This is a genomic window from Faecalicatena sp. Marseille-Q4148 (assembly GCA_018228665.1).
Lineage (GTDB): Bacteria > Bacillota > Clostridia > Lachnospirales > Lachnospiraceae > UBA9414.
The window spans coordinates 1,221,150-1,245,649 of record CP073692.1 but is presented as its reverse complement, the minus strand read 5'-3'; the positions used below and the strand labels follow the sequence as shown (position 1 = coordinate 1,245,649).

The 24,500-nt window shown below is 46.1% G+C and carries 20 protein-coding genes; 18 read left to right on the top strand and 2 right to left on the bottom strand.

The window, feature by feature from the left end; genetic code table 11:
* The first annotated feature begins 8 nt into the window (after positions 1 to 8).
* The 14 genes from KFE17_05940 to KFE17_05875 all read left to right on the top strand — a co-directional run bounded on the left by KFE17_05940 (position 9) and on the right by KFE17_05875 (position 14,145).
* Positions 9 to 647, top strand: a complete 639-nt coding sequence (locus tag KFE17_05940) for a hypothetical protein (GenBank protein ID QUO33274.1) — start codon at positions 9 to 11, stop codon at positions 645 to 647.
* A gap of 11 nt (positions 648 to 658) precedes the next feature.
* Entirely contained in the window at positions 659 to 1,591 is a 933-nt protein-coding gene (locus tag KFE17_05935) for a DUF4316 domain-containing protein (GenBank protein ID QUO33273.1), read from the top strand.
* The gene (locus KFE17_05930; protein QUO33272.1) at positions 1,591 to 2,292 is read left to right on the top strand and encodes a hypothetical protein; all 702 of its coding nucleotides are present in this window, start codon (positions 1,591 to 1,593) and stop codon (positions 2,290 to 2,292) included. The genes KFE17_05935 and KFE17_05930 overlap by 1 nt, the downstream gene beginning before the upstream one ends.
* Positions 2,289 to 2,633, top strand: a complete 345-nt coding sequence (gene mobC, locus KFE17_05925; GenBank protein QUO33271.1) for a plasmid mobilization relaxosome protein MobC — start codon at positions 2,289 to 2,291, stop codon at positions 2,631 to 2,633. The genes KFE17_05930 and mobC overlap by 4 nt, the downstream gene beginning before the upstream one ends.
* An 87-nt stretch (positions 2,634 to 2,720) precedes the next feature.
* On the top strand, positions 2,721 to 3,011 hold the full coding sequence (locus KFE17_05920) for a hypothetical protein (GenBank protein ID QUO33270.1): 291 nt from the start codon (positions 2,721 to 2,723) through the stop codon (positions 3,009 to 3,011).
* Positions 3,012 to 3,100: 89 nt separating this feature from the next.
* Positions 3,101 to 3,613: a DUF3849 domain-containing protein gene (locus tag KFE17_05915; protein ID QUO33269.1), complete on the top strand. Its 513-nt coding sequence runs from the start codon at positions 3,101 to 3,103 to the stop codon at positions 3,611 to 3,613.
* A gap of 32 nt (positions 3,614 to 3,645) precedes the next feature.
* On the top strand, positions 3,646 to 5,055 hold the full coding sequence (locus tag KFE17_05910; protein ID QUO33268.1) for a relaxase/mobilization nuclease domain-containing protein: 1,410 nt from the start codon (positions 3,646 to 3,648) through the stop codon (positions 5,053 to 5,055).
* Between the two features lie 506 nt (positions 5,056 to 5,561).
* Positions 5,562 to 6,782, top strand: a complete 1,221-nt coding sequence (locus KFE17_05905) for an MFS transporter (GenBank protein ID QUO33267.1) — start codon at positions 5,562 to 5,564, stop codon at positions 6,780 to 6,782.
* A 195-nt stretch (positions 6,783 to 6,977) separates the two neighbouring features.
* Entirely contained in the window at positions 6,978 to 7,442 is a 465-nt protein-coding gene (locus KFE17_05900) for a response regulator transcription factor (protein ID QUO33638.1), read from the top strand.
* A gap of 521 nt (positions 7,443 to 7,963) precedes the next feature.
* Entirely contained in the window at positions 7,964 to 8,386 is a 423-nt protein-coding gene (locus KFE17_05895; GenBank protein ID QUO33266.1) for a sigma-70 family RNA polymerase sigma factor, read from the top strand.
* A 596-nt stretch (positions 8,387 to 8,982) separates the two neighbouring features.
* The gene (locus KFE17_05890; GenBank protein ID QUO33637.1) at positions 8,983 to 9,198 is read left to right on the top strand and encodes a hypothetical protein; all 216 of its coding nucleotides are present in this window, start codon (positions 8,983 to 8,985) and stop codon (positions 9,196 to 9,198) included.
* 139 nt (positions 9,199 to 9,337) lie between these two features.
* Complete coding sequence (locus KFE17_05885) at positions 9,338 to 10,966, top strand: recombinase family protein (GenBank protein QUO33636.1); 1,629 nt, start codon at positions 9,338 to 9,340, stop codon at positions 10,964 to 10,966.
* Positions 10,967 to 12,619 (top strand): recombinase family protein, encoded by a 1,653-nt coding sequence (locus KFE17_05880; protein QUO33265.1) that lies wholly within the window; start codon positions 10,967 to 10,969, stop codon positions 12,617 to 12,619.
* A complete protein-coding gene (locus KFE17_05875; GenBank protein ID QUO33264.1) occupies positions 12,601 to 14,145 on the top strand; it encodes a recombinase family protein in 1,545 nt (514 codons plus the stop codon). The genes KFE17_05880 and KFE17_05875 overlap by 19 nt, the downstream gene beginning before the upstream one ends.
* Before the next feature lie 26 nt (positions 14,146 to 14,171).
* On the opposite strand, the gene KFE17_05870 is transcribed toward KFE17_05875, so the two are convergent.
* Positions 14,172 to 15,146, bottom strand: coding sequence for a site-specific integrase (locus tag KFE17_05870; GenBank protein ID QUO33263.1), 975 nt, complete (start codon positions 15,144 to 15,146; stop codon positions 14,172 to 14,174).
* A gap of 251 nt (positions 15,147 to 15,397) precedes the next feature.
* On the opposite strand from KFE17_05870, the gene KFE17_05865 reads away from it, so the two are divergent.
* The 3 genes from KFE17_05865 to KFE17_05855 are packed head-to-tail and all read left to right on the top strand — an operon-like array spanning position 15,398 to position 20,693.
* A complete protein-coding gene (locus KFE17_05865; GenBank protein ID QUO33262.1) occupies positions 15,398 to 17,488 on the top strand; it encodes a diguanylate cyclase in 2,091 nt (696 codons plus the stop codon).
* 30 nt (positions 17,489 to 17,518) lie between these two features.
* Positions 17,519 to 17,884, top strand: a complete 366-nt coding sequence (locus KFE17_05860; GenBank protein ID QUO33261.1) for an Hpt domain-containing protein — start codon at positions 17,519 to 17,521, stop codon at positions 17,882 to 17,884.
* Entirely contained in the window at positions 17,874 to 20,693 is a 2,820-nt protein-coding gene (locus tag KFE17_05855) for a response regulator (protein ID QUO33260.1), read from the top strand. The genes KFE17_05860 and KFE17_05855 overlap by 11 nt, the downstream gene beginning before the upstream one ends.
* Before the next feature lie 95 nt (positions 20,694 to 20,788).
* On the opposite strand, the gene KFE17_05850 is transcribed toward KFE17_05855, so the two are convergent.
* The gene (locus tag KFE17_05850) at positions 20,789 to 21,460 is read right to left on the bottom strand and encodes a YesL family protein (GenBank protein QUO33259.1); all 672 of its coding nucleotides are present in this window, start codon (positions 21,458 to 21,460) and stop codon (positions 20,789 to 20,791) included.
* Between the two features lie 282 nt (positions 21,461 to 21,742).
* Here KFE17_05850 and ppdK point away from each other — a divergent pair, with 282 nt between their 5' ends.
* Complete coding sequence (ppdK, locus tag KFE17_05845) at positions 21,743 to 24,376, top strand: pyruvate, phosphate dikinase (GenBank protein QUO33258.1); 2,634 nt, start codon at positions 21,743 to 21,745, stop codon at positions 24,374 to 24,376.
* Positions 24,377 to 24,500: the final 124 nt, after the last annotated feature.

Sequence of the window (24,500 nt, the reverse complement as noted above, 5' to 3'; positions counted from 1 at the left end):
CGGTTTATTTGAGTATCAATACAATCACAACAGAGGACCTTCGCCGTATGGAAGGCAAAGACGGACTGATTTTGCAGGGGTGTGGCGGAGACGCACAGGAATGGGTGGACGGGATCAATGAGATGTTCACCGAGGCAGGTATTTTGAAGGACGGCAGCAAATTTAAGGACGTTTCCACTTTCCAGTACGGAGAGCTTACCTGTCTGCTCTATCCTTTCGAGGATGTGAAGCTGGAAATCGGGAAACTTGCCATGTGGCGGTTGCAGACCCATGAGACTTTCGGCGGCACCTGGCTTTCAGACTTTGTGCCGAACCGCCTGGGCGGATTTATCGGGGAGCCTGCGCCGGAGCCGGAGAAGCCCGACTGTGCGCTGATCGGCCAGGATGGGAATATCTTTAACCTGGTAGGGATTGCCGCCCGCATCCTGCGGGAGCATGACCTGAAGAAACAGGCACAGGAAATGAAGGACCGTGTATTTGCTTCCGGCAGTTATAGCGAGGCCCTTTGTATCATCGGCGAGTATGTCAATATCACGGATTCCGAAGCGGAGCCGGAACGAAAGCTTTCCCTCCGGCAGCAGCTAAAGGAAACAAAACCGGCAGAACCGGCAAGGAGCCAGAAACAGCCAAAGCAGCCGGAACGGTAAGGAGGATTGGAATGGAAAAAGAAAAAATTTATGGCGTATGGGCGGTCCGCAGCGGCGCGTCCATTTTCGGCCGGGCAGAGGCCTGGTGCAAGGAGGACGGAAAACCTTTGGAATTTACCTCCAAAGAGGCAGCCGAGGACTACGCAAAAAAAGCAGGCAGCCATACTACGGCAAACGTCCACTATTATGTAAAAGAAAAGGAACCGGAACCCGGCGCTGTTCGGAAAGGAACGGCACAGCCGGATTTAGATGCCCGCGCCCAGGAGGAAGTGACACCTAAAAATGCGGCGACGGAGAAACAAAATGAGATTCCCGGCAGGCAGATCACGCCAGAGCCGGACCCGCTGGTAGAAATCCGTTCTGCGGTCCACAGCAATTATGCTGGCATGGTGGCTATGCTGGGTGCGGATAACCGGGTGTATCTTGGAAAGGAAGAACGTTATCACTCTGACGGGGAGCTTCCAGGTTATTATGACAATCAGGACGGATCCCTGTGCTTTGTCTGCGACCAGCCGGATATGTATTATTTTCTCTATGGGGAGGGCTGGGCGCACACCCAGGCGGAAATGCTGGAGCGAGGCCTTACCCTGCGCCAGTATGAAGATTTTGCAAGGCTCCGGGAGGGTGTGCTTTCACAGTTTACGCCCCGCAGGGAAATCCTGTTTGCCGGGCAGCCTTTTAAGCCCCAGGAAAGCTACCTGTATAATGCGGAGCTTTACGAGGAAGGACAGACCGGCAACTACAATATGCTGGATGGCAGGCTGAATAATGAACCGCCGGAACGCCCGGATCTGACGGACGGCCAGACCTATGAGGAAATCCGGGAACTGGCACCGGAAACATTACCGGAGGAAAAGCCTTCCCTAATGGAACGACTGAAAGCCGACCGTCCGGAGCATGAGGCAAGGCAGGCCGCACCGCCTCTGCCGGAGAGGGAACGCTGATGGGCGCGGCAAGGTTTGAAGGTGTGGACATACTGGACAGCCTGGGGCAGATCATGGAGCTGCATACGCAGCACTATAAAGACGATTTCGACATGGATAAGGAACTGATCCAAAACCTGGTCCTGTCAGGGGAGCCGGAGGACCGCCGCCTCCTGTGGATGTCAAGACCCTGCGGCACCTATACCCTGCGGGAATGGGAAGTCTACCTGGAGGGCAGCCATGCAAATAAAGTGTGGCGGTTCTACCACGAGCAGACGAAAGACCCGATCCTGGCCTATGCCCTCTCTGTCAAAGATGTCAAGGACGGAAAAGTGACTGGAACTATTTATCCGCTGGATTATGGGACGCATGTGGAACGGGTGAAATCGCTGACCTGCCCCATTGGGAAAGTCGCTGTTGCTTTTGAGGATGGAACCAATTTCACGCTTCCCTACCAGGAGCGGAGGCGGCTTATGAATGAGCTTATGCCGCTGCATGGGAATCCAAAGTCAATGACGGATTTACCGGAAAGCGAAACGGAGCTTGCCATGATCCTGAGACGGGAACGGTTCAAACGTTCCTACCATGCTGTGAACGGCGATATAAAAGAATACATTGACAGCCTGAAGAAAAGCACCATGCGGGGAAGGCTCAAAGAGGCGCAGACGGCGGCAGCTTCTTCCCATAAACCGCCCTCCCGCAAAAGGGAGACAGAACGATGAAGGCCGGGCAGAACAAAAAAACTGTCCGGGTGGAGTTCGTCATGTCCGAGCAGGATGCGGAGCTAGTAAAGGGGCGCATGGCGGAGCTTGGCATTACCAACCTCTCCGCTTACCTTCGGAAGATGGCGGTGGACGGCTACATTATTCACCTTGACATGGGCGATATTCAGGAAATGGTGCGCCTCCTTCGTATCTGTTCCAATAACTTGAACCAGTATGCAAAGCGGGCCAATGAAACCGGCAGCGTTTACGCCGCCGATGTGGAGGATCTGCGTACCCGGTTGGACGGCCTCTGGGATGGCATGGATAAGCTGCTGCGGGGATTTGCGAACATTTCGTAAACAGGAAGAAACACCGTTGCTTTCCGTGGTCCGGCACGGTAGAATTTTTATAGGGAATAAACTTCCCTATCGAAAGGAGGCGGGCGTATGCGTCTGATTGGTAAACTGTTGGCACTCCCCTTTGTCCTGGTTATGGGGATCCTTTATTTGGTTTGTAAATTTCTTGTTGTGATTTCCGGCGCTGTGCTGGGAATTTTATCAGGAATTGTTTTTCTGGCGGCGCTGGTGCTGTTCTTCATTGCCGGATTCTGGCCGGGGCTGTCCTGGCTGGTGGTTGCATTTCTTTTAAGTCCTTACGGTCTGCCGATGGCGGCGGCCTGGCTTGTTGGCATGATCGGTGGCGTAAATGGCTCCCTGAAAGATTTTATATTTGGTTAAACAGGTTCGGCGGGGCGCATTGGCAGCCCCGCCCTTTTTCTATAATTACGGCTGTCTGTCAAGGCAGCTTTTTGATTGGAGGGATTTCATTGAAAGATACAACGCCAATTTATTTCCATTCTGCCACCTATGCGTATGAGCATGGGGAGCTGGATCAGTACCACGCTTCCCACAAGGCAAACATTGCGTGCAGGGAGGCAATCGAACAGGCCATAACGGACAACTACCGGGATAACCGTTTAGGTACGGCATGTGTGCAGCAGGTCTTACAGCAGTTTGATCCTGGCCGGATTTTTTATGTCCTTGCCAACACGGTCCGGCAGAAAGATTATGACGGGCGCATTTCACGGGACAATAAAGCATGGGCGCAGACGGTTCCGGTCTGTGAGGATAAGGACGGTTTCGGATATGACCGGAATGTTTGCTTTGCCGTGGACCGCTGCAATCCCGGACTTACCGACCTGTTTCTCTCCCAGGCCAGGCGGGAATGTCCGCTTACTCAGGAACAAAAGCCCTCTGTCCGAGACAGCCTAAATCAACATGCCGGACGGCAGGCAGCGCATAAGGATAAACCAAAAACGAAAAAAGAACACGCACGATAACATAATGATTTTCAGACTAAGGAGGTGACGATATGGCGACCACACGGCTGATGCCTCTGCACATTGGAAAAGGCCGGGATATTTCCACGGCCATTGCAGACATCATTGACTACGTGGAGAATCCACAGAAAACCGATTTTGGGAAATTTATTTATGGCTATGAGTGTGATACCCGGATTGCCGACGCGGAGTTTCTTCTATCCAAGCGGCAGTATGCGAACCTGACCGGACGAAACCAGGGCGCGGACGATGTGATCGCCTACCATCTCCGGCAGGCTTTCAAGCCCGGCGAGGTCACGCCGGAAGAAGCGAACCAGATTGGGCGGGAGCTTGCTCTGAAACTGACAAAAGGCAATCACGCTTTTGTTGTCTGTACCCATGTAGACAAGCACCATGTCCATAACCACATCATCATAAATTCCACAACGCTGGACTGTCAGAAAAAGTTCCGCAACTTCTGGGGATCCACCTGGGCAATCCGGCGCATGAATGACAAGCTGTGCTTAGAGCATGGTCTTTCCATTGTAGAGGATCCGAAGCCCAGCCGGGATCACTATGGTACATGGCTGGGAAATAAAAAACAGCCCTCCCACCAGGAACAGATCCGCTGTGCCATTGACGCGGCCCTGGAAGAAAAGCCGAAGGACTTTGAAGAACTGTTGAAGAAGCTGGAGGCGGCCGGGATTGAAGTCAACCGGGAGCGAAAGTACCTTCGTTTTCGCTTGTCGCCGGAAGATAGATATACCCGGTGTGACACGCTGAAAGGCGACTATACCGAGCAGGCTATCAAAGAACGGATCACAGGCGCCCGGATAGTAAAGCCGCGCCGTACCTCTCCCCAAAAGCCGGTTTCCAAAGTCGGGCTGCTAGTGGATATTGAGGCGGCAATCCGTTCCGGCAAAGGTCCGGGGTATGAACGCTGGGCGAAGGTGTTTAACTTAAAACAGCTCTCCCAGGCGGTAATTTATCTCAAAGAGCATGGCGATATGAGTTATGAGGATTTGCAGGAAAAATCAGATGCCGTCACCGCCAGCTTTAATGCGTTGTCAGTACAGATCAAGGAACTGGAATCGCAGATGGCCGCCAACGGGGAGCTGCAGAAACAGATCGTAAACTACGCCAAGACGCGAGCGGTCTATGTGGAATACCGAAAAGCTGGGTACAGCAAAAAATTCCGTGCGGCACATGAGGCGGAAATCCTTCTGCACCAAACAGCGAAGAAATATTTTGACGAGGTGGGAATCACAAAGCTGCCCTCCGTCAAAGCTCTGCGAGAGGAATATGCCGGGCTTCTGGAACAGAAACGGAAAGCCTACTCTGCTTATAAGCAGGCCAGGGCTGATATGAAAGAGCTTTATAATGTCCGGGCGAATGTGGAGCATTTGCTGGATATTCCCACCGGGCGGGAACCGCAGAGGGAATCGCAGAAGTCACGGCAATAGGTTTCTTCCTGCTTTTGTTTTTTCAGCGTTCCAACGGAACGCGCAGCCATCACCGCAGGTGATGATCTCAGGGGTTTGGGGACATGTCACCAACAAGCATTTAGCAGAAATTCCGGGTACGGGATTTCTGCTAAATACGCAATCTTACGGAAGATTGCATTGCTTGCCAATTTTGTTTTACATCTCAAAATAATTTCAGAAGACTATTGACAATCCATCTGATACATGGTATAGTATCGAAAGTTTGAAAATGGAAGGAGGCTTACGTGTGTTAATTTGTGTACGCTAATATGCAATAAAAAGTAGAGGTATTTTTCCACTCAGTGGGCTTTTTTTGTGTGCGTATACATAATAAACACGTAAGTCTGACACGAACGGTCTTTGAACTGTATCGTGTAGCTTTTGTGCTTTATTCTTATGCAGGCGTTTGCCCTCTTTGTGGGGCAGCGCCTGTTTTTTATTGCAAAAAACAAAGGAACAATGCAATAAAAAAGGAGGTTTATATTATGACTCAAAACAACAATTCATGGAAGAGAAATTATTTTACACTTCTCATTGGACAGGGTGTATCTTTTATCAGTAGCGGCATCCTGCAAATGGCTATTATCTTTTATTTGGTTGCGAAAACGAATTCCGCAATTATATTGACGATTGCAACTTTAATCGGCTTTTTACCACAGGCCTGTTTAGGGCCGTTTGCGGGGGTTTTCGTTGACCGTCACAGCCGTAAAGGTGTAATGATTGGAGCGGATTTGATGATTGCCGCCGCAGGTGGACTTTTGGCTTTGGCCGCACTATACACGGAATTGCCTGTATGGGCAATTATGGTCGTGCTGTTTATTCGCAGTACGGGAACCGCATTCCATTCTCCTGCATTTAGTGCGACAACGCCTATGATTGTACCGAAAGATGAGCTGACAAAATGTGCTGGTTACGCACAGACAATACAAGCGGTAAGCTCTATCATCAGTCCAGCCGCCGCCGCATTTTTATATGCCGTCTGGCCGCTTAACGCAATTATTATGTTGGATATTGTGGGGGCAATCCTGGCTTGCGTGACGGTCGCGATCTCTGCCATCCCAACTCCCGATGTATGCACAGAACAGAAAAGTCAGCAGTTTATGCAGGATATAAAAGAAGGCTACATGGTGTTAAAGCGAAACAGAGGGCTTTTTGCCTTGTTGTGGATTGGCGTAATTTATATGTTTTTCTATATGCCGATTAGTTCACTTTATCCACTTATCAGTATGTCCTATTTTGGAGGAACACCAGCCCATGCTTCTGCCGCAGAAATTGCTTTTGCTGTTGGTATGCTGTTGGGCGGTATCATCTTGAGCATTTGGGGCGGCTTCAAGAGGCGCACGCACACCATCTGCTTTTCCGTCCTTCTTATGGGCATTAGCATTACCGTCTCTGGCCTCTTACCGTCAGGTGCATTTCTCATATTTATCGTATGTTGTACGGCTATGGGAATTGCTGCTCCGTTTTACGGTGTACAAAATGCAATTTTTCAAGAAACTATCAAGCCTGAATATTTGGGGAGAGTTTTTTCGTTGCTAACAAGTGCCGCATCTTTTGCTATGCCGTTGGGTCTTCTCATTTCCGGACCTTTGGCCGAGAAGTTTGGAGTTGAGAAATGGTTTGTGATTTGTGGAGTAGGTATCATAATAGTTGCCCTCACTGCATTTTTGCTACCCAGTTTGCGGAAAATTGATGATACGAAATAAGTAGTAAATTTATTCAAAACAACATGCGTTCAATATAATCAAGTCTTCATATAGGTAAAAAGTCCATTCAATACTGGTAGTTGTTTTTACTTCTATCTTTAGGACTATGTTATTTCAGAAAAGATAATTTGCTAAATGTAATAAATTTAAGTGAAGGAATGAGTGTGGAGGTGGTAGTATGGGAAATTAGTTGTTCTGGATATATCCGAATCCGGCAGACAGATAGGTGAGAAGTTATTTGCAGTTCTTAACGCTGATAAGAAAAAAGATTTGACAGAGTTTGTCCAAGAGTATGAGAAAATCTGCGTACCATGTTTCACTTCATATATCCGAGGGCACAATAACAGCCAACTGCTAACTGAGATTCAGGAGGGCAATCTGTATGTATGCCTGGAGCAAAGACTTGTACGGGTTCAAAATCAGGTTGTCGATCTGACGGCTAAAGAATTTGATATACTGGCATTGCTGATCCAAAATCCCAAGCGGGTATTCACCTATGAGATGATTATTGAGATTGTGTGGAATGAGGATTATTCCTACTACTCACGAAAAGCTGTCAACAACCACATCAGTAATATGCGGAAAAAGTTGAAAATCTCGCCGGATGTGCCGGATTACATTAAAAGTGTGACTGGCGTAGGATATAAATTTGATACTTAATGAGCAAAGCTGCAAGGTATGTTTTATCTTGTGGCTTTGTTCTTTTTTGTCCTAATTACACAAATACTATCTACTAATGCCAAAACTTGCGGTCATCTTGGTTGGAAATAGGATAAAACAGGTAAGGATATGGAATTTCCCCATATATAATGCCCTCAAAGAAAGGGGACCTGCTGTAAGTAAGCTTGCTTACTTCCTCCTTTCGGGGAGGGAGAATCTGGAATGCTATGGAAAGTACCTTACGGGCTCAGTCCGCGTCTTTATTCGAGAATTCAATTATTAGACCCTGCAATTCGTCAAAGAACTGCGGGGTTTTTTGGTTCGACAGAAAAATACAAATTCCGGCATATTCCAGTATGCTTTTACAATGCTCTGTTTTGGTGCGCGTCTGTGTTTTTGCAGGCGCGTTTTTTTGTACCCTGTTTTAGAAAATGCGAGTGTGACAGTCCCGGCTGCCGTTCCCCACCCTCTGATTTCGATTTTGCCTGTCAACTAAAAAATCGAAATTGGAGGAATTTACTATGAAGAAAATCAATCTTAAAGATTACTATCCCTATTATATACAGGATACTGTTGTTGAAGTGCCTGACGAAGTGGCGGATCTGCTTCGGGAATACAAACTGGCGGAGGCTTCCTATATTCTGCGTACATACCGGCATAAGGCATATTTTTCTCTGGACTACGATGCCAGTGTGGAACGTGATGCGCTGGTGATCGTCCTGACGCCGGCTGAAATTCTGGAACAAAAAGAGGAAAATGCCCGGCTATATCAGGCGCTTGCCTCTCTGCCTGAAAAACAGCGGAACCGGATTTACGCACACTTTTTTCTCGGTATGAGCAAGTCGGAAATTGCAAAAGCGGAAGGCACTCATAAGAGCAGAATCACCCGCTCTATCAATGCCGGTCTGCGGAGTCTGGAAAAATTTCTGAAAGAAATATCCTGACAGACGGCAACTTTGCCCCCGAAAATGAAATGTATAGTAGAGGGACATAATTCGGCGGGACAAGCCTGGCGGGTGTGGCGGCGCACATGCAGCCGCCCGCCCCAACTGAAAAACTGTCATAACTGCCACGCCCCTCGCTTGCTCCTTGACAACCGAATACACGCTGTTACAGGTACTTCATTCTGTGTTCCGAGCGGCAATGGGGCGGCGCGGTGACAGGCAGCCTAAGGAGGTGATGGATTCAGGCTGTCCGAGCGATAAACGCAACCCACGAAACCGGCTGTGGCAGGCCGGACGCGACGACGGCACAGATCATAATGGTACTTCCTCACGGCTCCCTAAAGACTTGGGGAGAGTTCCTGCGGCGTTTGCTTGCTTTGGCAAAGCGGCGGCGTATGCGGGGCTATGATGCGGCGACGCTATCCGCAGCCTGTAACAGTCCCGCCCTGTTTATTCAGGGCTTGCCGGGGGGCGTGGCAAATACGGCAGCTAATCGAAATCAGATACAATGGGCCGGGTCTGTGACTGTAAGAGCGCAGGCCCGACTTATTCATGTGGTTTTGATAATCAGAAATTTTCAGGAAGGAGTTGGTATCATGGAAAATATGACTGCTGCCGGAGGTACCGGCGCACTGGTTGACATCCGGGAAGTTTCCGTCAATAAGGAACTTTCCCGTGAGGAACGGATCACGGAATTTGTACGGCAGATCAAGGATCCCTACCGCTTTAAATGCGGACGTTTTACTGTACAGGCCAGCTTTGCAGCAGGAGGCGCCACCCTGGAGGAATGTATCAAAGGGATTCTGCGGTAGGCCAGATTTTTTTCAGGAAAGGGGCTGACTTTCCCGCAATGGCGTGGTAGAATAAGAATCGGAAAAGGAATTGAATACGGCACAGCCACACTTCTTGAATTGCGGGGATTTTTCTGCGCAAAGAAAGGAGTGTTTTTTTATGCAGGTTTACAAAGCAATCAAGTACATCCGTCTTTCTTATACCGATGACAAGACGACGGAAAGCGACAGCGTCGCCAACCAGCGGCGGCTGATCGATGATTACATTGCCCGGCACCCGGAGATTGAGGTCGTGGCAGAAAAGATTGACGACGGTTACAGCGGTGTCCTTTTTGACCGCCCGGCATTTCAGGAAATGATGCGTATGATTGAACAGGGCGAGGCCAACTGTGTAATTGTCAAGGATCTCTCCCGCCTGGGACGTGAATACATAGAGACCGGCCGCTATATGCGCCGGGTATTTCCGGCCTACGGTGTGCGCTTTATCGCCATCAACGATAACGTGGACACGGAAAACGATGCTGCCGATGACCTCACGGTTTCCGTGAAAAACATTATGAACGAGGCTTACTGCCGGGATATTTCCGTCAAGACCCGGAGCGCCCTGGAAGTGAAACGGCGCAGCGGCGATTTTGTAGGAGCCTTTACGATTTACGGCTATATAAAAGTCGGTGATAAGCATAAGAGCCTGGAAGTTGACGAATATGCCGCCAATGTGGTGCGGGATATTTTCAGAAAGCGTCTGGAGGGGTTCAGCGCTTCCCATATCGCAGACGAGCTGAACTGGATGGGCGTACTCTCCCCGCTGGCATATAAGCGGAACAATGGGATGCCACATGCAAAAGGCGGCTATACGGATCGCAAGGACTGTAAATGGTCCGCTACTACTATTATCCGTATCTTGCAGGATGAAACCTATACCGGAACGCTGGTTCAGGGAAAGCAGACCACGCCTCACTTCAAACTGAAAGAGCGTGAGGATAAGCCTTCCTCTGAATGGATCCGGGTAGAGGGCGCCCATGAAGCCATCATACAGAAGCATGATTTTGACCTGGTGCAGCGGCTCCGCAGGATTGACACCCGGACCTCCCCGAAGTCAGACAAAGTATATCTGTTCTCCGGCATTTTAATCTGTGGCTGCTGCGGCTGCCGCATGACCCGCAAGACCAACCGCTATAAGGATAAGGAATACCATTATTACTATTGCCCGACCGGGAAAAAGAACGGCTGCACATCCTCTGTCATGGTAAAGGAATCTGACCTGATCGAGTGCGTGCAGGACAGCTTAAAAGGCCATATTGAGAATGTCGCCTCCCTGGATGCTCTGCTGTCCAGTATCAGCCAGGAACGTATCAACCGGGAGCTGGCCCAGGAATACGCCGCGCAGATCAGGGTAAATGAAAAACGTGTGGCACAGACGGAAGGCTTCAAAGCCAAGCTCTATGAAAACCTGGTGAGCGGGATCCTTACCAAAGAAGAATTTCTTTCTTATAAGCGGAAATACAATGCGGATATTGAGCTGCTGCAGAAAGCAATCGCCGAGTGGAACGAAAAGCTGACGGACGTACTGGAGAACCGCAGCGAGCGGAACCGCTGGATCAACCATTTCATGCAATTCTCCACAATGGAGGATATTGACCGCAGGGCGGTCATGCAGCTTATCCGCAGCATACGGGTCATGGGCAAGGACGAGCTGCACATTGAATTTAACTATCAGGACGAATACCAGAAAGCGGTTTCCCTGGCGGAACAGATTGCCGCGCATAATGAAGAAAGGAAGGTGGGCTAAATGGCAAGAAAGAGCAGGAAACAGGCGGTGGTTTCCATGCCGGCCCCGTCCTTATATGTGCATGTGGCGCTGTATATCCGTCTTTCTGTGGAAGATAACAAGAAACGCGGCTGTTCCGTGGAGAACCAGAAGCTGGTGCTGAATGACTTCCTGGCGGACAAGCCGGATTTCGTTGTCTACGATACCTATATCGACAACGGGGCGACAGGCACGAATTTCCACCGCCCCGGTTTCCAGCAGATGCTTTCGGATATTGAGGCAGGTCATATTGACTGTGTGATCGTCAAGGATCTCTCCCGGTTAGGGCGTAATTCCATTGACACCGGCTACTACATTGAACAGTATTTTTATTCCCACAATGTCCGTTTTATCGCGGTGACGGACCAGTTTGATACGGCAGACCCCGGCAATCTCCACGGCGGCATTATGCTCCCGCTGAAGAATATGATAAACGAGGCATACGCTTTGGATATTGGCCGGAAGATCAAAGCCCAGGCACGGCAGGCCATGAAAGACGGCGATTACATCGGCGGGCGGGCGCCCTACGGCTACCGGAAAGACCCGGATAACTGCCATAAGCTACTGGTTGATGAAACTGCTGCCCCTGTGGTGAAGCAGATTTTTGAATGGGCACATGACAGGGTTTCGCTGAATCGGATTGTCCTTAACTTAAACGAGATGGGGATTCCGGCGCCTAGCCATTACAAAAAATCCACCGGTGAGATTACCAGCCCCGGCCTAATCGGGAGCGGTAAATGGCAGACCCGCACAGTGATGAAGATTCTGGAAAGCGAAGTCTATACCGGTGATTTAGTGCAGGGCAAGACAAAGATTGTAGACCACCAGCAGGTTAAAGCCGGCGAGGACAACCTGATTGTTGCGAAAGGCACCCATGAACCAATCATTAGCCGGGAACTTTTTACAGCGGTGCAGGAATACCGGAAACAGGTATGTGAGGAAAGCCGGGCGGTTTCCAAACAACCCTATACCCCGAATATTTTCAAAGGAAAGGTATTCTGTGCAGACTGCGGCAGGAGCCTTCACCGGCAGCGGGAGAAACGCAAAAAAGGCCCGGATGTTTACCATTTTCATTGCCTTACCAACAGCCGGGTACAGCAAAAAGGCTGTAAAGGCGTGAGGATGCCGGAAACGGAACTGATCGCTACGGTTACATCTATTCTGGAAAAAGAGCTGGCCGTTGCCCTTGGGATGTCCCTCCCTCTCTTTCAGTTGGAGGCAAGACAGAAACAGGAAAAAGATAAGCTGAAAGCTCAGATGTCAACCCAAAGGCAGGAAATCGAGAAAAAGCGTTTGCTGATCCAAGGACTGTATGAAAATTTTGTACAGGGCATTTTGACAGGCGAGGAATATTTTGAATTAAAAACAGGTTATGAACAATCCATCCATGAGCTGTCCGGTGGGATTGAAGCGCTCGAAAAATCTATGGATGTTCTGGACAGCCAGCTTATACGCTACCGGGAAATGGAAAAAGATGCCAAGTCGCTGGCACAGGACCATGTGCTGACGGCAGAGCTGATTGAACGGCTCATCGAGCGGATCGAGATCGACCATGAGCGGAATATCCATGTAATGTTCCGGTTCAAAAATGAATTTCAGGGAAAGGCGGTGGAACCATGCACAAAAAATATGTGATCGCCCTTTATATCCGTCTGTCCGTGGAGGACTTTAAGACTGAAAGTTTGAGTATTCCCAACCAAAAACTGATCCTCCGGGAAAAGGCCATGTCGCTGCCGGAATGGGATAACGGCGAAGTGCTGGAATTTGTTGATAACGGCCATACAGGTACGAATTTTGAGCGCCCTGCGGTACAGGAACTTTTGACGATGGTCCAGGCCGGGAAGATTGACTGCATTATCGTAAAAGACCTCTCCCGGTTTGGCCGTAACAGCATTGAAACCGGATATTTCATTGAGCGGGTATTTCCCCTCTACCACACCCGGTTTATCTCTGTCAGTGATGATTTTGACACCGCCAATTTCAAAGGCGATACCGGCGGGATTGACGTTGCCTTTAAGTACCTTATCAGCGAATGTTACAGCCGGGATATGTCCATGAAAACGAAAAGCGCCAAATATGCGAAAATGCGCCGGGGAGAATATCAGAGTGTTATCTGTCCTTATGGCTACCGCAAGAGCGCAGACGGGCGTATGGAGCCGGACGAGGACGCTGCAGGGATTGTCCGGCAGATATTTGAATGGGCGGCTGACGGAAATACAGCCGCCGAGATTACAAGAAAACTGTATGCCATGAACATCCCTACGCCTGGAGAATACCGGAAAAGTAAAGGCAAGGATCACTATAATGTTTCCCGGACGCATGGCGTCTGGAGCAGCTCAACAGTCCTTCGGATGCTGGAGGATCAGCGGTATATCGGTACCTATGTAATCGGGAAACGCAAGGTCAGGGAAATCGGCAGCCGGCGTGTCCAGCTAAAAGATGAAAGCGAGTGGTTCAAAATCCCAGACCACCACCCGGCAATCGTAAGCATGGAGCTGTTTGAGAAAGCCAATGCTTCGATCAGGCGTTTTTCCCTTCCGAATAAAAAGCGGCGTGACTACCTTCTCCGCGGGAAAGTATTCTGCGGCTGCTGCGACCATGCCATGTCACTTAGAAACGGGGCATGGTTTTACTGCCGTCATTCCGAGGTAGCAAAAGAACTTCCCTGTTATGGCGTAAAGGTCAAAATGTCGGAGTTGGAGCAGGTGGTCTTTGATACGACCCGTGCACAGATGGGGCCGGCATTGGGGATTGACAGCAGCAAGGACAAGCTGGATTTGCAGACGATCCAGCAGGCCGAGCATGAAGAAAAGCTGCACTCTATCCAGGACAGCAAACGGCAGCTTTATGAACAGTATGCGCTTGGAGAGATTGACCTGGAAACCTATCAGGAGCGCAAGGCGGTATATGATGCGGAGCTGGTGCAGGCAAAAAATGTCCATGCTGCTATTACCGCACAGACCAAACAGATACAGAGTGATTATGAGGCAAAGCTGAAACAGCGGGAAATTGTCCGGGAAGTAGGCAGCGCCGACACCCTGACACAAGCCCTGATTGACAGGCTTATTAGTAAGGTTTATATTTTTCCGGGGAATCGGATTGAGATTGAATATGTGACGCAGGATTTCTTGGGAATAGACGAATCGGGAAAGGAGGCATGAGTGCCGTATGAAAGAGCTGCGGGTGGCTATATGGCTGCCCGGAAAGCCTCAAAAAAAGTTATAAATTTTTTTGTCGTGGGCTTGACATACGGGTGCCGAAGGTCATGAAGCCGGATTTTAGGCACACCGGAGAGGTCAGCGTACTGTTTGAGACGTTTGCCGAGCAGAGATTTGGTAAAAGGAAAAATAAAGTCTTGCTCGGAAATATGGGAATTCTCAATATATTCTTGAATTCGAAGCAACAAAAATGAAGGCAGAGCAATGAAACGAATGCTTTTTGGTGTTTTGGGAGAAGTGATCAGAGTTTCGCCGTGCAGTCGCTGGAGAGATTTACAGATATAAAGTTGTTTATTCTGAAAATGAAAATCGCCGGGGGTCAGGGCAAGAAGTTCTCCTATACGGATACCGGTATGATATAGAAGAAGAAAGGCAAGTCGAAACCGTTCTTTGTCGATAACAGCTAAGAAAGAATTAAATTCCTGATAAGTCCAGAAATGCATTTCTTCAGCAGAACTCTTACCGAGAGAACCGGCGCGCAGACATGGATTTTCAGAGAGATGATAATAGCGGACAGCATAGTTAAACACTGCGGACAATTGATTTTGAATTGTTTTTAGATAAGTGGATGAATAGCCTGTGCCATCGTTCTTTTGCAGGGTAAGAAGTTCATTTTGCCAGGAACGGATCTGGGCAGAGGTAATTGAAGAGAGTGTTTGTTTGGCAAAATAAGGCAGAATCTTATCGCGAAAAATGTATTGCTTTGTATTCATGGTTGTCTGGCGCAGGCGCTTCTCCATATCGGACAGATAAAGATCTGTAAGTTGCTGGAATGTCATTTCATTAGAAGAAAACGTAGAAGATAAATAAGAACGTTCCCATGCTTTTGCATCCCGCTGGCGTTTGAACCCACGTTTCTTTTTCTGACGGCGCATTCCCTGTGCATCCGTGTAATAAAATTTGCAGAACCAAGTGTGAGCTTTTTGGTCATAATAAGTTGGCATATGATATCCTCCTTGCATAAAAAATAAGTAGCTGTAGCTGCAGAATTATCATAACAAAAAGCGGTACGAAAGCGGAACTGGAAAAAAGAAGAAAAGAAATTAATCTGACATCTAATCTATAATTTATGCTATACTAGAATAAATATATAAATTTAGGAAGATTTCACACATTTATTCTAAGGAAAGGGGAAAATCCGGGCTGCAAAACTCTGGTGAGATGTGGTCAGAGGATAAACGAAAATAAAGAGAAGATGTCTAACAGGAAAAAGAGTAATAAAATTCTAATTGTAGATGATTCTGCGATTAACAGAGCCATTCTTGCGGATATGCTGGAAGAACGATATGAGATCCTGGAAGCGGAAAATGGAGTAGAGGCAGTGGAACTGCTCCACAACTATGGAACGAAGATTTCACTTGTTTTACTGGATGTTGTTATGCCGAAGATGGATGGATTTGAAGTGCTGGCAATGATGAATCGCTATCACTGGATAGAAGAGATCCCGGTGATTATGATTTCAGCAGAAAACTCCCACTCTGTTGTGGAACGGGCATATGAACTCGGTGCAGCTGATTATATCAGCAGACCATTTGATGAAGTAATTGTCTGCCGCAGGGTAGTCAATACAATGATGCTGTATTCCAAACAAAAACGACTGATTTCTATGATCGCAGATCAGATGTATGAGAGTGAGAAAAACAGTACATTGATGATTTCGATTTTAAGTCACATTGTGGAATTCCGGAATGGTGAGAGCGGTCTTCACGTGTTGCATATCGGGACAGTAACGGAGATGCTTTTGAAGCGCCTGCGGGAAAAGACAGATAAATATAATCTGAGTCCGGAAAGAATCTCGCTGATCAGTAAGGCGGCAGCTTTCCATGATATTGGAAAGATTTCGATTTCAGAAGAAATTCTGAACAAACCAGGCAGGCTGACAGAGGAAGAATTTGAGATTATGAAGACACATTCGCTGATTGGAGCAAATATGCTGGAGGACCTTCCACTTCACAAAGAAGAACCGTTGGTGGAAGTGGCTTACGAGATTTGCAGGTGGCATCATGAGCGTTATGACGGCAGAGGGTATCCGGACGGACTGAAAGGAGAGGAAATACCAATTTCGGCTCAGGCAGTTTCGATTGCGGACGCCTATGATGCGCTGACGAGTGAACGTGTGTATAAAAAAGCATTTTCACATGAAAAATCACTTCAAATGATTCTAAATGGCGAGTGCGGCTGTTTTCATCCGCTGCTTTTGGAATGTCTGAGTGATATTTCTGATCGGATTCAGGAAGAGTTAACGCTGCGTTCCTTTGGACAGGAGAGCAGAAAGGAAATCCGGACGATCACAGAACAGCTGTTGTCACAGAAAGAAATTACAGCATCTAACCGTACACTGAACCTTTTGGAAGAAGAGCGGATTAAGTTTCAGTTCTTTTCTTCGTTATCATCAGAGATTCAGTTTGAGTATACAAATATCCCATCAATGCTGACATTGTCAGAATGGGGAGCCAAACAGTTAAAATTACCGCAGGTAATGCTGAATCCAATGGAACAGGAGCAGCTTTTACGAATGATACGAAAAGAGGATTTGAGCTGTCTGGAACAGCTGTTAAAAGCAGCAGATGAGGAACATCCGGTTGTAGAATTTGAGTGTGATCTGTTTATCGAAGGGATACACAGGCGAAAACGATTGATCTGCAGAACGATGTGGGGCAATGCAGGAAAATCAACATATGAAGGTGTGATAGGTAAGGTGCTTGATTCCGGAGGCGGTGCAGAAGAATTGAATCGGCTGCAGCAGTTGGTAATGCTGGATCCGTTAACCGGTTTGTACAATCGGGCATATGCAAGGAAAAAAGTAGAAAGCTGCTTGCAGAAGCATCCGGAAGAAGAATTTGCAATGATGATTTTTGACCTGGATTATTTTAAAAATGTAAACAGGCAGAGAGGCCACAGTTTTGGCAATCGGCTGCTCAAGTATATGGCAGAATTGCTCCGAAGCAATGTGGAGGAAGGGGCACTTATCGCCAGAATCGGAGGAGATGAATTCCTCGTATTTCAGCGGTGTCATTCTAAGCAGGAAGATACAGTGGAGAAGATATTTGAGTCGCTCACAGGAGAGTATGACGGAGTACATATTTCAGTGAGCATGGGGATTGCGGAAACACCTTTTGTAGACCGTTCTTATGATATGCTGTATCGCTGTGCAGACCGGGCGCTCTATGAGGCAAAATGCCAGGGGCCGGGAAATTCTTCTAATTTTAAAATGAGTATGCAGACGGATTTGGTTCCGACTGCTATTTCAGAAATTGAGGAGACGGTGAAAGATAATTTCGTATAAGCTTGTTAGAAACTGTTGGAGGGAAAGCATATGACATTGCAGGAGTTATATGAGAAACTAGGCGGAAACTATGAGGGGATTTTGGAACGATTTGGAAAAGAAGAGCGAATTCAGCGTTTTGTTCTTTTATTCTTAAAAGATGACAGCTATGATTTATTCCTTAGTGAATTTGAAAAGCAGAATATTTCAGAAGCTTTTCGGGCAATTCATACACTCAAAGGCGTCTGTATGAATCTGGGATTTGAAGCGCTCTTTGCTCCGGTAAACGAGATAACGGAAGCGCTGCGGCGGGAAGATCTTCAGAAAGGAGAAGAATGGAAAGAATCGCTTGTCAGCGAGTATAAACGTCACATAGAACTGATTCGTAAGTATGAGAGGGAATGTCATGGATGTTAAGGGAAATAGAATTGCAGATGCACTTCACGAAGAAGATGCGGTCTGTGATGAAAAAACAGGGAGAGCTGCATTTGGATATTGTTCTCCGGAGATACAACTGCTCCAGGACATTGCGAGTGAGACGGTAGATGATATTTATGTGATTGATAAGAGTAATTATAATCTCCTTTATGCAAATGATCTGAAAAGAACGTATGAAGCAGAGAAAGCCCCATCAGGGTGTAAATGTTATGAATTTTTGTACGGGAAAACAGAGCCTTGTAAGTATTGTACGTTGAATTCACATGATCCGGATGATAGAATACATGAGATGAATTTTGAAGAAGAAGGGCGATTCTACACAACGCGATTCCGGGAGACAAACTGGAATGGAATCCCGGCCTACATCAAGTATGTAAGAGATATTACAGAAGAAATGGAGATGAAAAAGGAAAAAGAGCGGTTAGAACAATATTTTCAGACGGTATTAAAATATCTTCCGGGCGGTGTCGCAGTGGTCCGGCATGAGCTGGACGGCGCTTTGACTCCGGAGTATCTGTCAAATGGATTTGCAGAGATGGTTGACATGCCGATGGAAGAAGCCTGGAATATGTATAAAGAAGATGCACTTTCAGGGGTACATCCGGATGATCAGGGGTATGTGAAAGAAACACTGGATCAGTGTATTCGGGAGCAGAAAGAGAGATATGAGCTGCAATATCGACTCCGAACCGGTCGCGGAGATTATATCTGGGTTAACGTAAAGTTCTCTTTAATTCAAAGTGATGGTGGAAATGCAAGAGTATATGCGGATTATCATGACATTACAGTGGAGAAGAAGATGCAGGAACAGCTGCGTCAGCAGTATAAAGAACAGATTTTTCAGCATTATCTAATGACAGGACCGGACACACTGATTTTGGGACACTGCAATATTACACAGGATAGAATTATAGAGATTGTAGATCATACACATTCCGAACTGCTTGCGAACTTTGGATATGTAAGAGAAGATTTTTTTAAAGGAATCGGAACACTGATTGTTGATGAGAAGGAACGAGAGCAGTTTTATGCAAAATATTTAAACGAACCGTCAATACAGGCATTTGAAAATGGGATTACAGAAGTAGTAATGCCTTGTTATGTACAGTTGCCAAAGAATCAGGAAGGCCGCTATGTGCAGTTTAAAGTGAATCTGGTGGAGACACCGGATACAGGAGATATTACGGGAATCTTAACGGTTACAGACATTACGGAAAAAACGATTCGGGAGAAGATTCTTCTTCAACTGTCATCTATAAGTTATGACCTTGTTGCAGATGTGGATTTGTTGGATGATCACTATCAGATTGTCAGCGGCGGTGACGATAATATTAACGAGGAAAGCGGAGCTTATACGAAACGTTTGGAACGGATCTTCCAAAGTCTTGTCATCGATGCAGATCAGGAACGGACAAAATCTATGCTGGATGGAAAATTGATCATGGAACGGCTGAAAAAGCAGCCGACATATTCTTTTACCTACTCCATTCGAAATGCACAGGGAAGTATTGCAACGAAAAATATGATTATTTCTGCGATTGATCTGCGTCTGGGACGAGTTTGCTTTGTGCGTTCAGATGTGACGGAGATGCTGGAGGCAGAGCTCAAAGCTAAAAATGAATTGGAAAAAGCATTGTCAGAGGCAGAAAAAGCAAGCCGTGTTAAGAGTGATTTTCTGTCCTCTATGAGTCACGACATCCGTACGCCGATGAATGCCATTGTAGGAATGACAACACTTGCGTTGGCAAATCTAAACCAAAAAGAAAAGGTGCATGATTATTTACATAAAATTTCTGTGTCATCACAGCATCTGCTGAGTCTGATCAATGATGTGCTGGATATGAGCCAGATTGAGCAGTCTAAAATTCACTTGAATTGTGCGTCTGTTCATGTAGAAGAGTTGATCGATCAAATTGCATCTATTATGGTATCCCAGTCAAAAGATGCAGGCTTGCACTTTGTGATTGAAAAAAGTGTATTTGCACATCCGCAGTTTATGGGAGATTTGCTGCGTATAAAACAGATTTTGATTAATCTGTTAAGTAATGCATTCAAATTTACAATGGAAGGCGGCAAAGTTACTTTTCGAACAGAAGAGATTCCGGCAGTTGTTCCGGGGAAAGTCCGCTACCGTTTTTGCGTGGCAGACACAGGGATTGGCATGAGTCAGGAGTTTCAGGAACGATTATTTGAACCATTTATCAGAAGTGAGAGTGTTGTACGCGTAGAAGGAACAGGTCTTGGGCTTAGTATTACAAAAGGACTTGTGGAGCTGATGGGAGGAAATATCTCTGTTGAGAGCAAGTTACATCAGGGAAGTACGTTCACAGTTGAATTAGAATTTGAAGAGATTGCTGAAGAAGAGAAACATACCGTGCTTGCAGACGGCGAAGCTGTCAAAGAAATATTAAGTGGAAAACACTTCCTTTTGGTAGAAGATAATGCAATTAATTCAGAAATTTTAGGAGAACTGCTTCAGATGAGAGGCGCGACGTATACCTTGAAAGAGAATGGACAAGAGGCAGTGGAAGCATTTGCCGCGTGTGCTCCCGGAACATATGATGCGATATTTATGGACATTCAGATGCCGGTTATGGACGGTTATGAAGCGACAAGAAGAATTCGCAGTCTGTCTCATGCAGAGGCAAAAGATATTATAATCCTTGCGATGACTGCAAATGCATTTGCAGAAGATGTTCAGAAATCCATCGAAGCGGGTATGAATGGGCATATTGCAAAGCCGGTTGATATGGATCTTCTGTGCAAGACACTGGAAAAGTTACTGTAATGATTGAATGAATATAAAAACACACTGGAACTTCAGGATACATGTAAGAGGTATCATAAAGCTTCCAGTGTGTTTTACTGTTTGGAGTATGCGGCTTAATTGTCTTCGGCTATGTAGTCAGATGTTTCAGAAAGCTCTGCTTCTTCCGGTTCATATCGTTTGAAAATCTTGCGGAAAAATACGGACTGAATGTAAGCAACACCTGCAGTACCGCCGATCATGCTGACAAAAAGTGTTGTATAAAGGGCATAACCGGATCTTGTAGCAATAAAAATAATTAAAACATCGATGAGAATAAACAATACGGTAAAAGGAAGATGGGCAATACTCATCAATAATGAATTTTTGATCGTAACTTTTACGCTGTTGACAAATCTTGCGAGAATCGGAAATACATAAATAAACATACAGAAAATAATGAGTGAAATAGAAAAAATTCCGATTCGGAACGGTTTCGTCCAGCTTCCCGTCATGGTTTTTACAATCTGTGTATCCGCATACAGAATCCATCCGATCAGCAGAAAAAGAATCCAGATGATCGTTCCCTGCTTGAAATTCATTCGGAAAGACTTGAAAAAGTCTTTTCCAATATAAGTTTCTTCATTTTTGACCATTTTTAATGCAACACTGTACATGGCAGTCAGAGAAGCGCCAATCGTAACAATCGGGATGCTGCACAAAAGAAATAAAAGGTTTAAATACATTAAGTCGAACAACTTCCCGAGAAAACGCATTATGGGATTGTCCAAATCAAAAAGTCTGTTCATAAATACCCTCCTAAAAAGCAATCTGATTAAGATTATAGTAGATAAATGTCGGAAAAGCAAGTCGGAGTACTGTGAAGATTTATAAAAATATTATAAGAAATTTATAAAATGTTGATGATTCTCGGCAAAAAAGCAGTTCTCACTTGACGAACCTTGTTAAAACATTTACAATATGATTGCGGTGAAAATCGCGAAATTTGTTAGTAATATGAGACATTTCAAAGATGGCTCATATTCCAAAATACCAAATATTTACAAAAAATACGAGGAGGTCGTAAAGACATGGCAAAATGGGTTTATATGTTCACTGAAGGTGACGCTTCTATGCGTAACACTCTTGGTGGAAAAGGTGCTAACCTTGCTGAGATGACAAAATTAGGTCTTCCGGTACCACAGGGATTCACAATCACAACAGATGCTTGTACACAGTACTATGAAGACGGAAGAAAGATTAACGATGAGATCATGGAACAGATCATGGATGCAATCGTTAAAATGGAAGAAGTTACTGGAAAGAAATTTGGTGACAAAGAGAATCCACTTCTTGTATCTGTTCGTTCAGGAGCAAGAGCTTCTATGCCTGGTATGATGGATACAATCCTTAACCTTGGTCTGAACGAAGAGGTTGTTGAGACATTAGCTTCTGCATCAGGAAATGCTCGTTGGGCTTGGGACTGCTACAGAAGATTTATCCAGATGTACTCTGACGTAGTTATGGAAGTAGGTAAGAAATACTTCGAAGAGCTGATCGACAAGATGAAAGAAGAAAGAGGCGTAAAACAGGACGTAGAACTGACAGCTGAAGATCTTCATGAACTTGCAGAACAGTTCAAAGCTGAATATAAAGAAAAAATCGGCGAAGAATTCCCTACAGATCCAAAGGAACAGTTAATGGGAGCTATCAAAGCTGTATTCCGTTCTTGGGACAATCCACGTGCTAACGTATACCGTCGTGACAACGATATCCCATATTCTTGGGGAACAGCTGTTAACGTACAGATGATGGCATTCGGTAACATGGGAGATGACTGTGGTACAGGTGTTGCATTTACTCGTGACCCAGCTACAGGAAATAACGGTCTGTTCGGTGAATTCCTGACAAATGCTCAGGGTGAAGACGTTGTTGCCGGTGTTCGTACACCAATGCACATTTCTGAAATGGAACAGAAATTCCCGGAAGCTTTCGTACAGTTCAAAGAAGTATGTCAGATTCTTGAAAAACACTACAGAGATATGCAGGATATGGAGTTTACAGTAGAGCACGGTAAACTTTACATGTTACAGACACGTAACGGTAAGAGAACAGCTCAGGCTGCTCTTAAAATCGCTTGCGATTTAGTAGATGAAGGAATGAGAACAGAGGAAGAAGCAGTAGCTATGATCGATCCTCGTAACCTTGATACATTACTTCACCCACAGTTTGATGCAGCTGCAATCAAAAAAGCTGTACCGGTTGGAAAAGCTTTAGGAGCATCTCCGGGAGCTGCTTGCGGTAAGATCGTTTTCACAGCTGAAGACGCAAAAGAATGGGCTGCAAGAGGAGAGAAAGTTGTTCTTGTTCGTCTTGAGACATCACCGGAAGATATCGAAGGTATGAAAGCTGCTCAGGGTATCCTGACAGTTCGTGGTGGTATGACATCTCACGCAGCAGTTGTTGCTCGTGGTATGGGTACATGCTGTGTATCCGGATGTGGAGACATCACAATGGACGAAGCTAATAAGAAATTCACATTAGCAGGAAAAGAATACCATGAAGGAGATTTCTTATCTCTTGATGGATCAACAGGTAACATCTATGATGGTCTGATTCCTACAGTTGATGCTACAATCGCTGGAGAATTCGGAAGAATCATGGGATGGGCTGACAAATACAGAACATTAAAAGTTAGAACAAATGCAGATACACCGGCAGACGCTAGAAAAGCTCGTGAGCTTGGCGCTGAAGGTATCGGTCTTTGCCGTACAGAGCATATGTTCTTTGAAGGAAACAGAATTGATGCATTCCGTGAAATGATCTGTTCTGAGACAGTAGAAGAAAGAGAAGCTGCTCTTGAGAAGATTCTTCCGGAACAGCAGGGAGACTTCGAAAAATTATACGAAGCACTGGAAGGAAATCCGGTTACAATCCGTTTCTTAGATCCGCCGCTTCATGAATTCGTTCCTACAACAGAGGAAGATATCAAGAAACTTGCTGATACACAGGGCAAAACAGTTGAACAGATTAAAGCAATCATTGATTCTTTACATGAGTTCAACCCAATGATGGGACATCGTGGACTTCGTCTTGCTGTAACATATCCGGAAATCGCTAAGATGCAGACAAAAGCTGTTATCCGTGCAGCAATCAATGTACAGAAAGCACATGCAGACTGGGCAGTAAAACCGGAAATCATGATTCCATTATCTTGTGATGCAAAAGAATTAAAATACGTTAGAGATATGGTAGTAGAGACAGCTGATGCTGAAATCGCAGCAGCAGGCGTTGAGTTAAAATACGAAGTTGGTACAATGATCGAGATCCCAAGAGCTGCTCTTACAGCTGATGAGATCGCTAAACAGGCAGACTTCTTCTGCTTCGGTACAAACGATTTAACTCAGATGACATACGGATTCTCCCGTGATGATGCTGGTAAATTCTTAGAAGCTTACTACGATGCTAAGATCTTCGAGAACGATCCATTTGCAAAATTAGACCAGATCGGTGTAGGTAAGCTTATGGAAACAGCTATCAAATTAGGAAAACCGGTTAACCCGAATCTGCATGTAGGTATCTGTGGAGAACACGGTGGAGATCCAAGTTCTGTAGAATTCTGCCATAAGATTGGTTTAGACTACGTTTCTTGCTCACCATTCCGTGTGCCGATCGCAAGACTTGCAGCAGCACAGGCAGCTATTAGTGAAAAGAACGCAAACTAATTGCGAACCTTATAGTAAATATAGCATTTTAACATAAGAAAATGTCTTATTCTCAGGTAAAACTGAGAGTAAGGCATTTTTTTTGATTTTTTTACTTTTTTATGCAATAAAAGGACAGGTTCAA

Excerpts from the sequence above, each read along its gene's own strand:
- KFE17_05935 (QUO33273.1), top strand. The coding sequence starts at position 659 with ATGGAAAAAGAAAAAATTTATGGCGTATGGGCGGTCCGCAGCGGCGCG.
- KFE17_05930 (QUO33272.1), top strand. The coding sequence starts at position 1,591 with ATGGGCGCGGCAAGGTTTGAAGGTGTGGACATACTGGACAGCCTGGGG.
- mobC (QUO33271.1), top strand. The coding sequence starts at position 2,289 with ATGAAGGCCGGGCAGAACAAAAAAACTGTCCGGGTGGAGTTCGTCATG.
- KFE17_05920 (QUO33270.1), top strand. The coding sequence starts at position 2,721 with ATGCGTCTGATTGGTAAACTGTTGGCACTCCCCTTTGTCCTGGTTATG.
- KFE17_05910 (QUO33268.1), top strand. The coding sequence starts at position 3,646 with ATGGCGACCACACGGCTGATGCCTCTGCACATTGGAAAAGGCCGGGAT.
- KFE17_05905 (QUO33267.1), top strand. The coding sequence starts at position 5,562 with ATGACTCAAAACAACAATTCATGGAAGAGAAATTATTTTACACTTCTC.
- KFE17_05895 (QUO33266.1), top strand. The coding sequence starts at position 7,964 with ATGAAGAAAATCAATCTTAAAGATTACTATCCCTATTATATACAGGAT.
- KFE17_05890 (QUO33637.1), top strand. The coding sequence starts at position 8,983 with ATGGAAAATATGACTGCTGCCGGAGGTACCGGCGCACTGGTTGACATC.
- KFE17_05885 (QUO33636.1), top strand. The coding sequence starts at position 9,338 with ATGCAGGTTTACAAAGCAATCAAGTACATCCGTCTTTCTTATACCGAT.
- KFE17_05880 (QUO33265.1), top strand. The coding sequence starts at position 10,967 with ATGGCAAGAAAGAGCAGGAAACAGGCGGTGGTTTCCATGCCGGCCCCG.
- KFE17_05875 (QUO33264.1), top strand. The coding sequence starts at position 12,601 with ATGCACAAAAAATATGTGATCGCCCTTTATATCCGTCTGTCCGTGGAG.
- KFE17_05870 (QUO33263.1), bottom strand. The coding sequence starts at position 15,146 with ATGCCAACTTATTATGACCAAAAAGCTCACACTTGGTTCTGCAAATTT.
- KFE17_05865 (QUO33262.1), top strand. The coding sequence starts at position 15,398 with ATGTCTAACAGGAAAAAGAGTAATAAAATTCTAATTGTAGATGATTCT.
- KFE17_05860 (QUO33261.1), top strand. The coding sequence starts at position 17,519 with ATGACATTGCAGGAGTTATATGAGAAACTAGGCGGAAACTATGAGGGG.
- KFE17_05855 (QUO33260.1), top strand. The coding sequence starts at position 17,874 with ATGGATGTTAAGGGAAATAGAATTGCAGATGCACTTCACGAAGAAGAT.
- KFE17_05850 (QUO33259.1), bottom strand. The coding sequence starts at position 21,460 with ATGAACAGACTTTTTGATTTGGACAATCCCATAATGCGTTTTCTCGGG.
- ppdK (QUO33258.1), top strand. The coding sequence starts at position 21,743 with ATGGCAAAATGGGTTTATATGTTCACTGAAGGTGACGCTTCTATGCGT.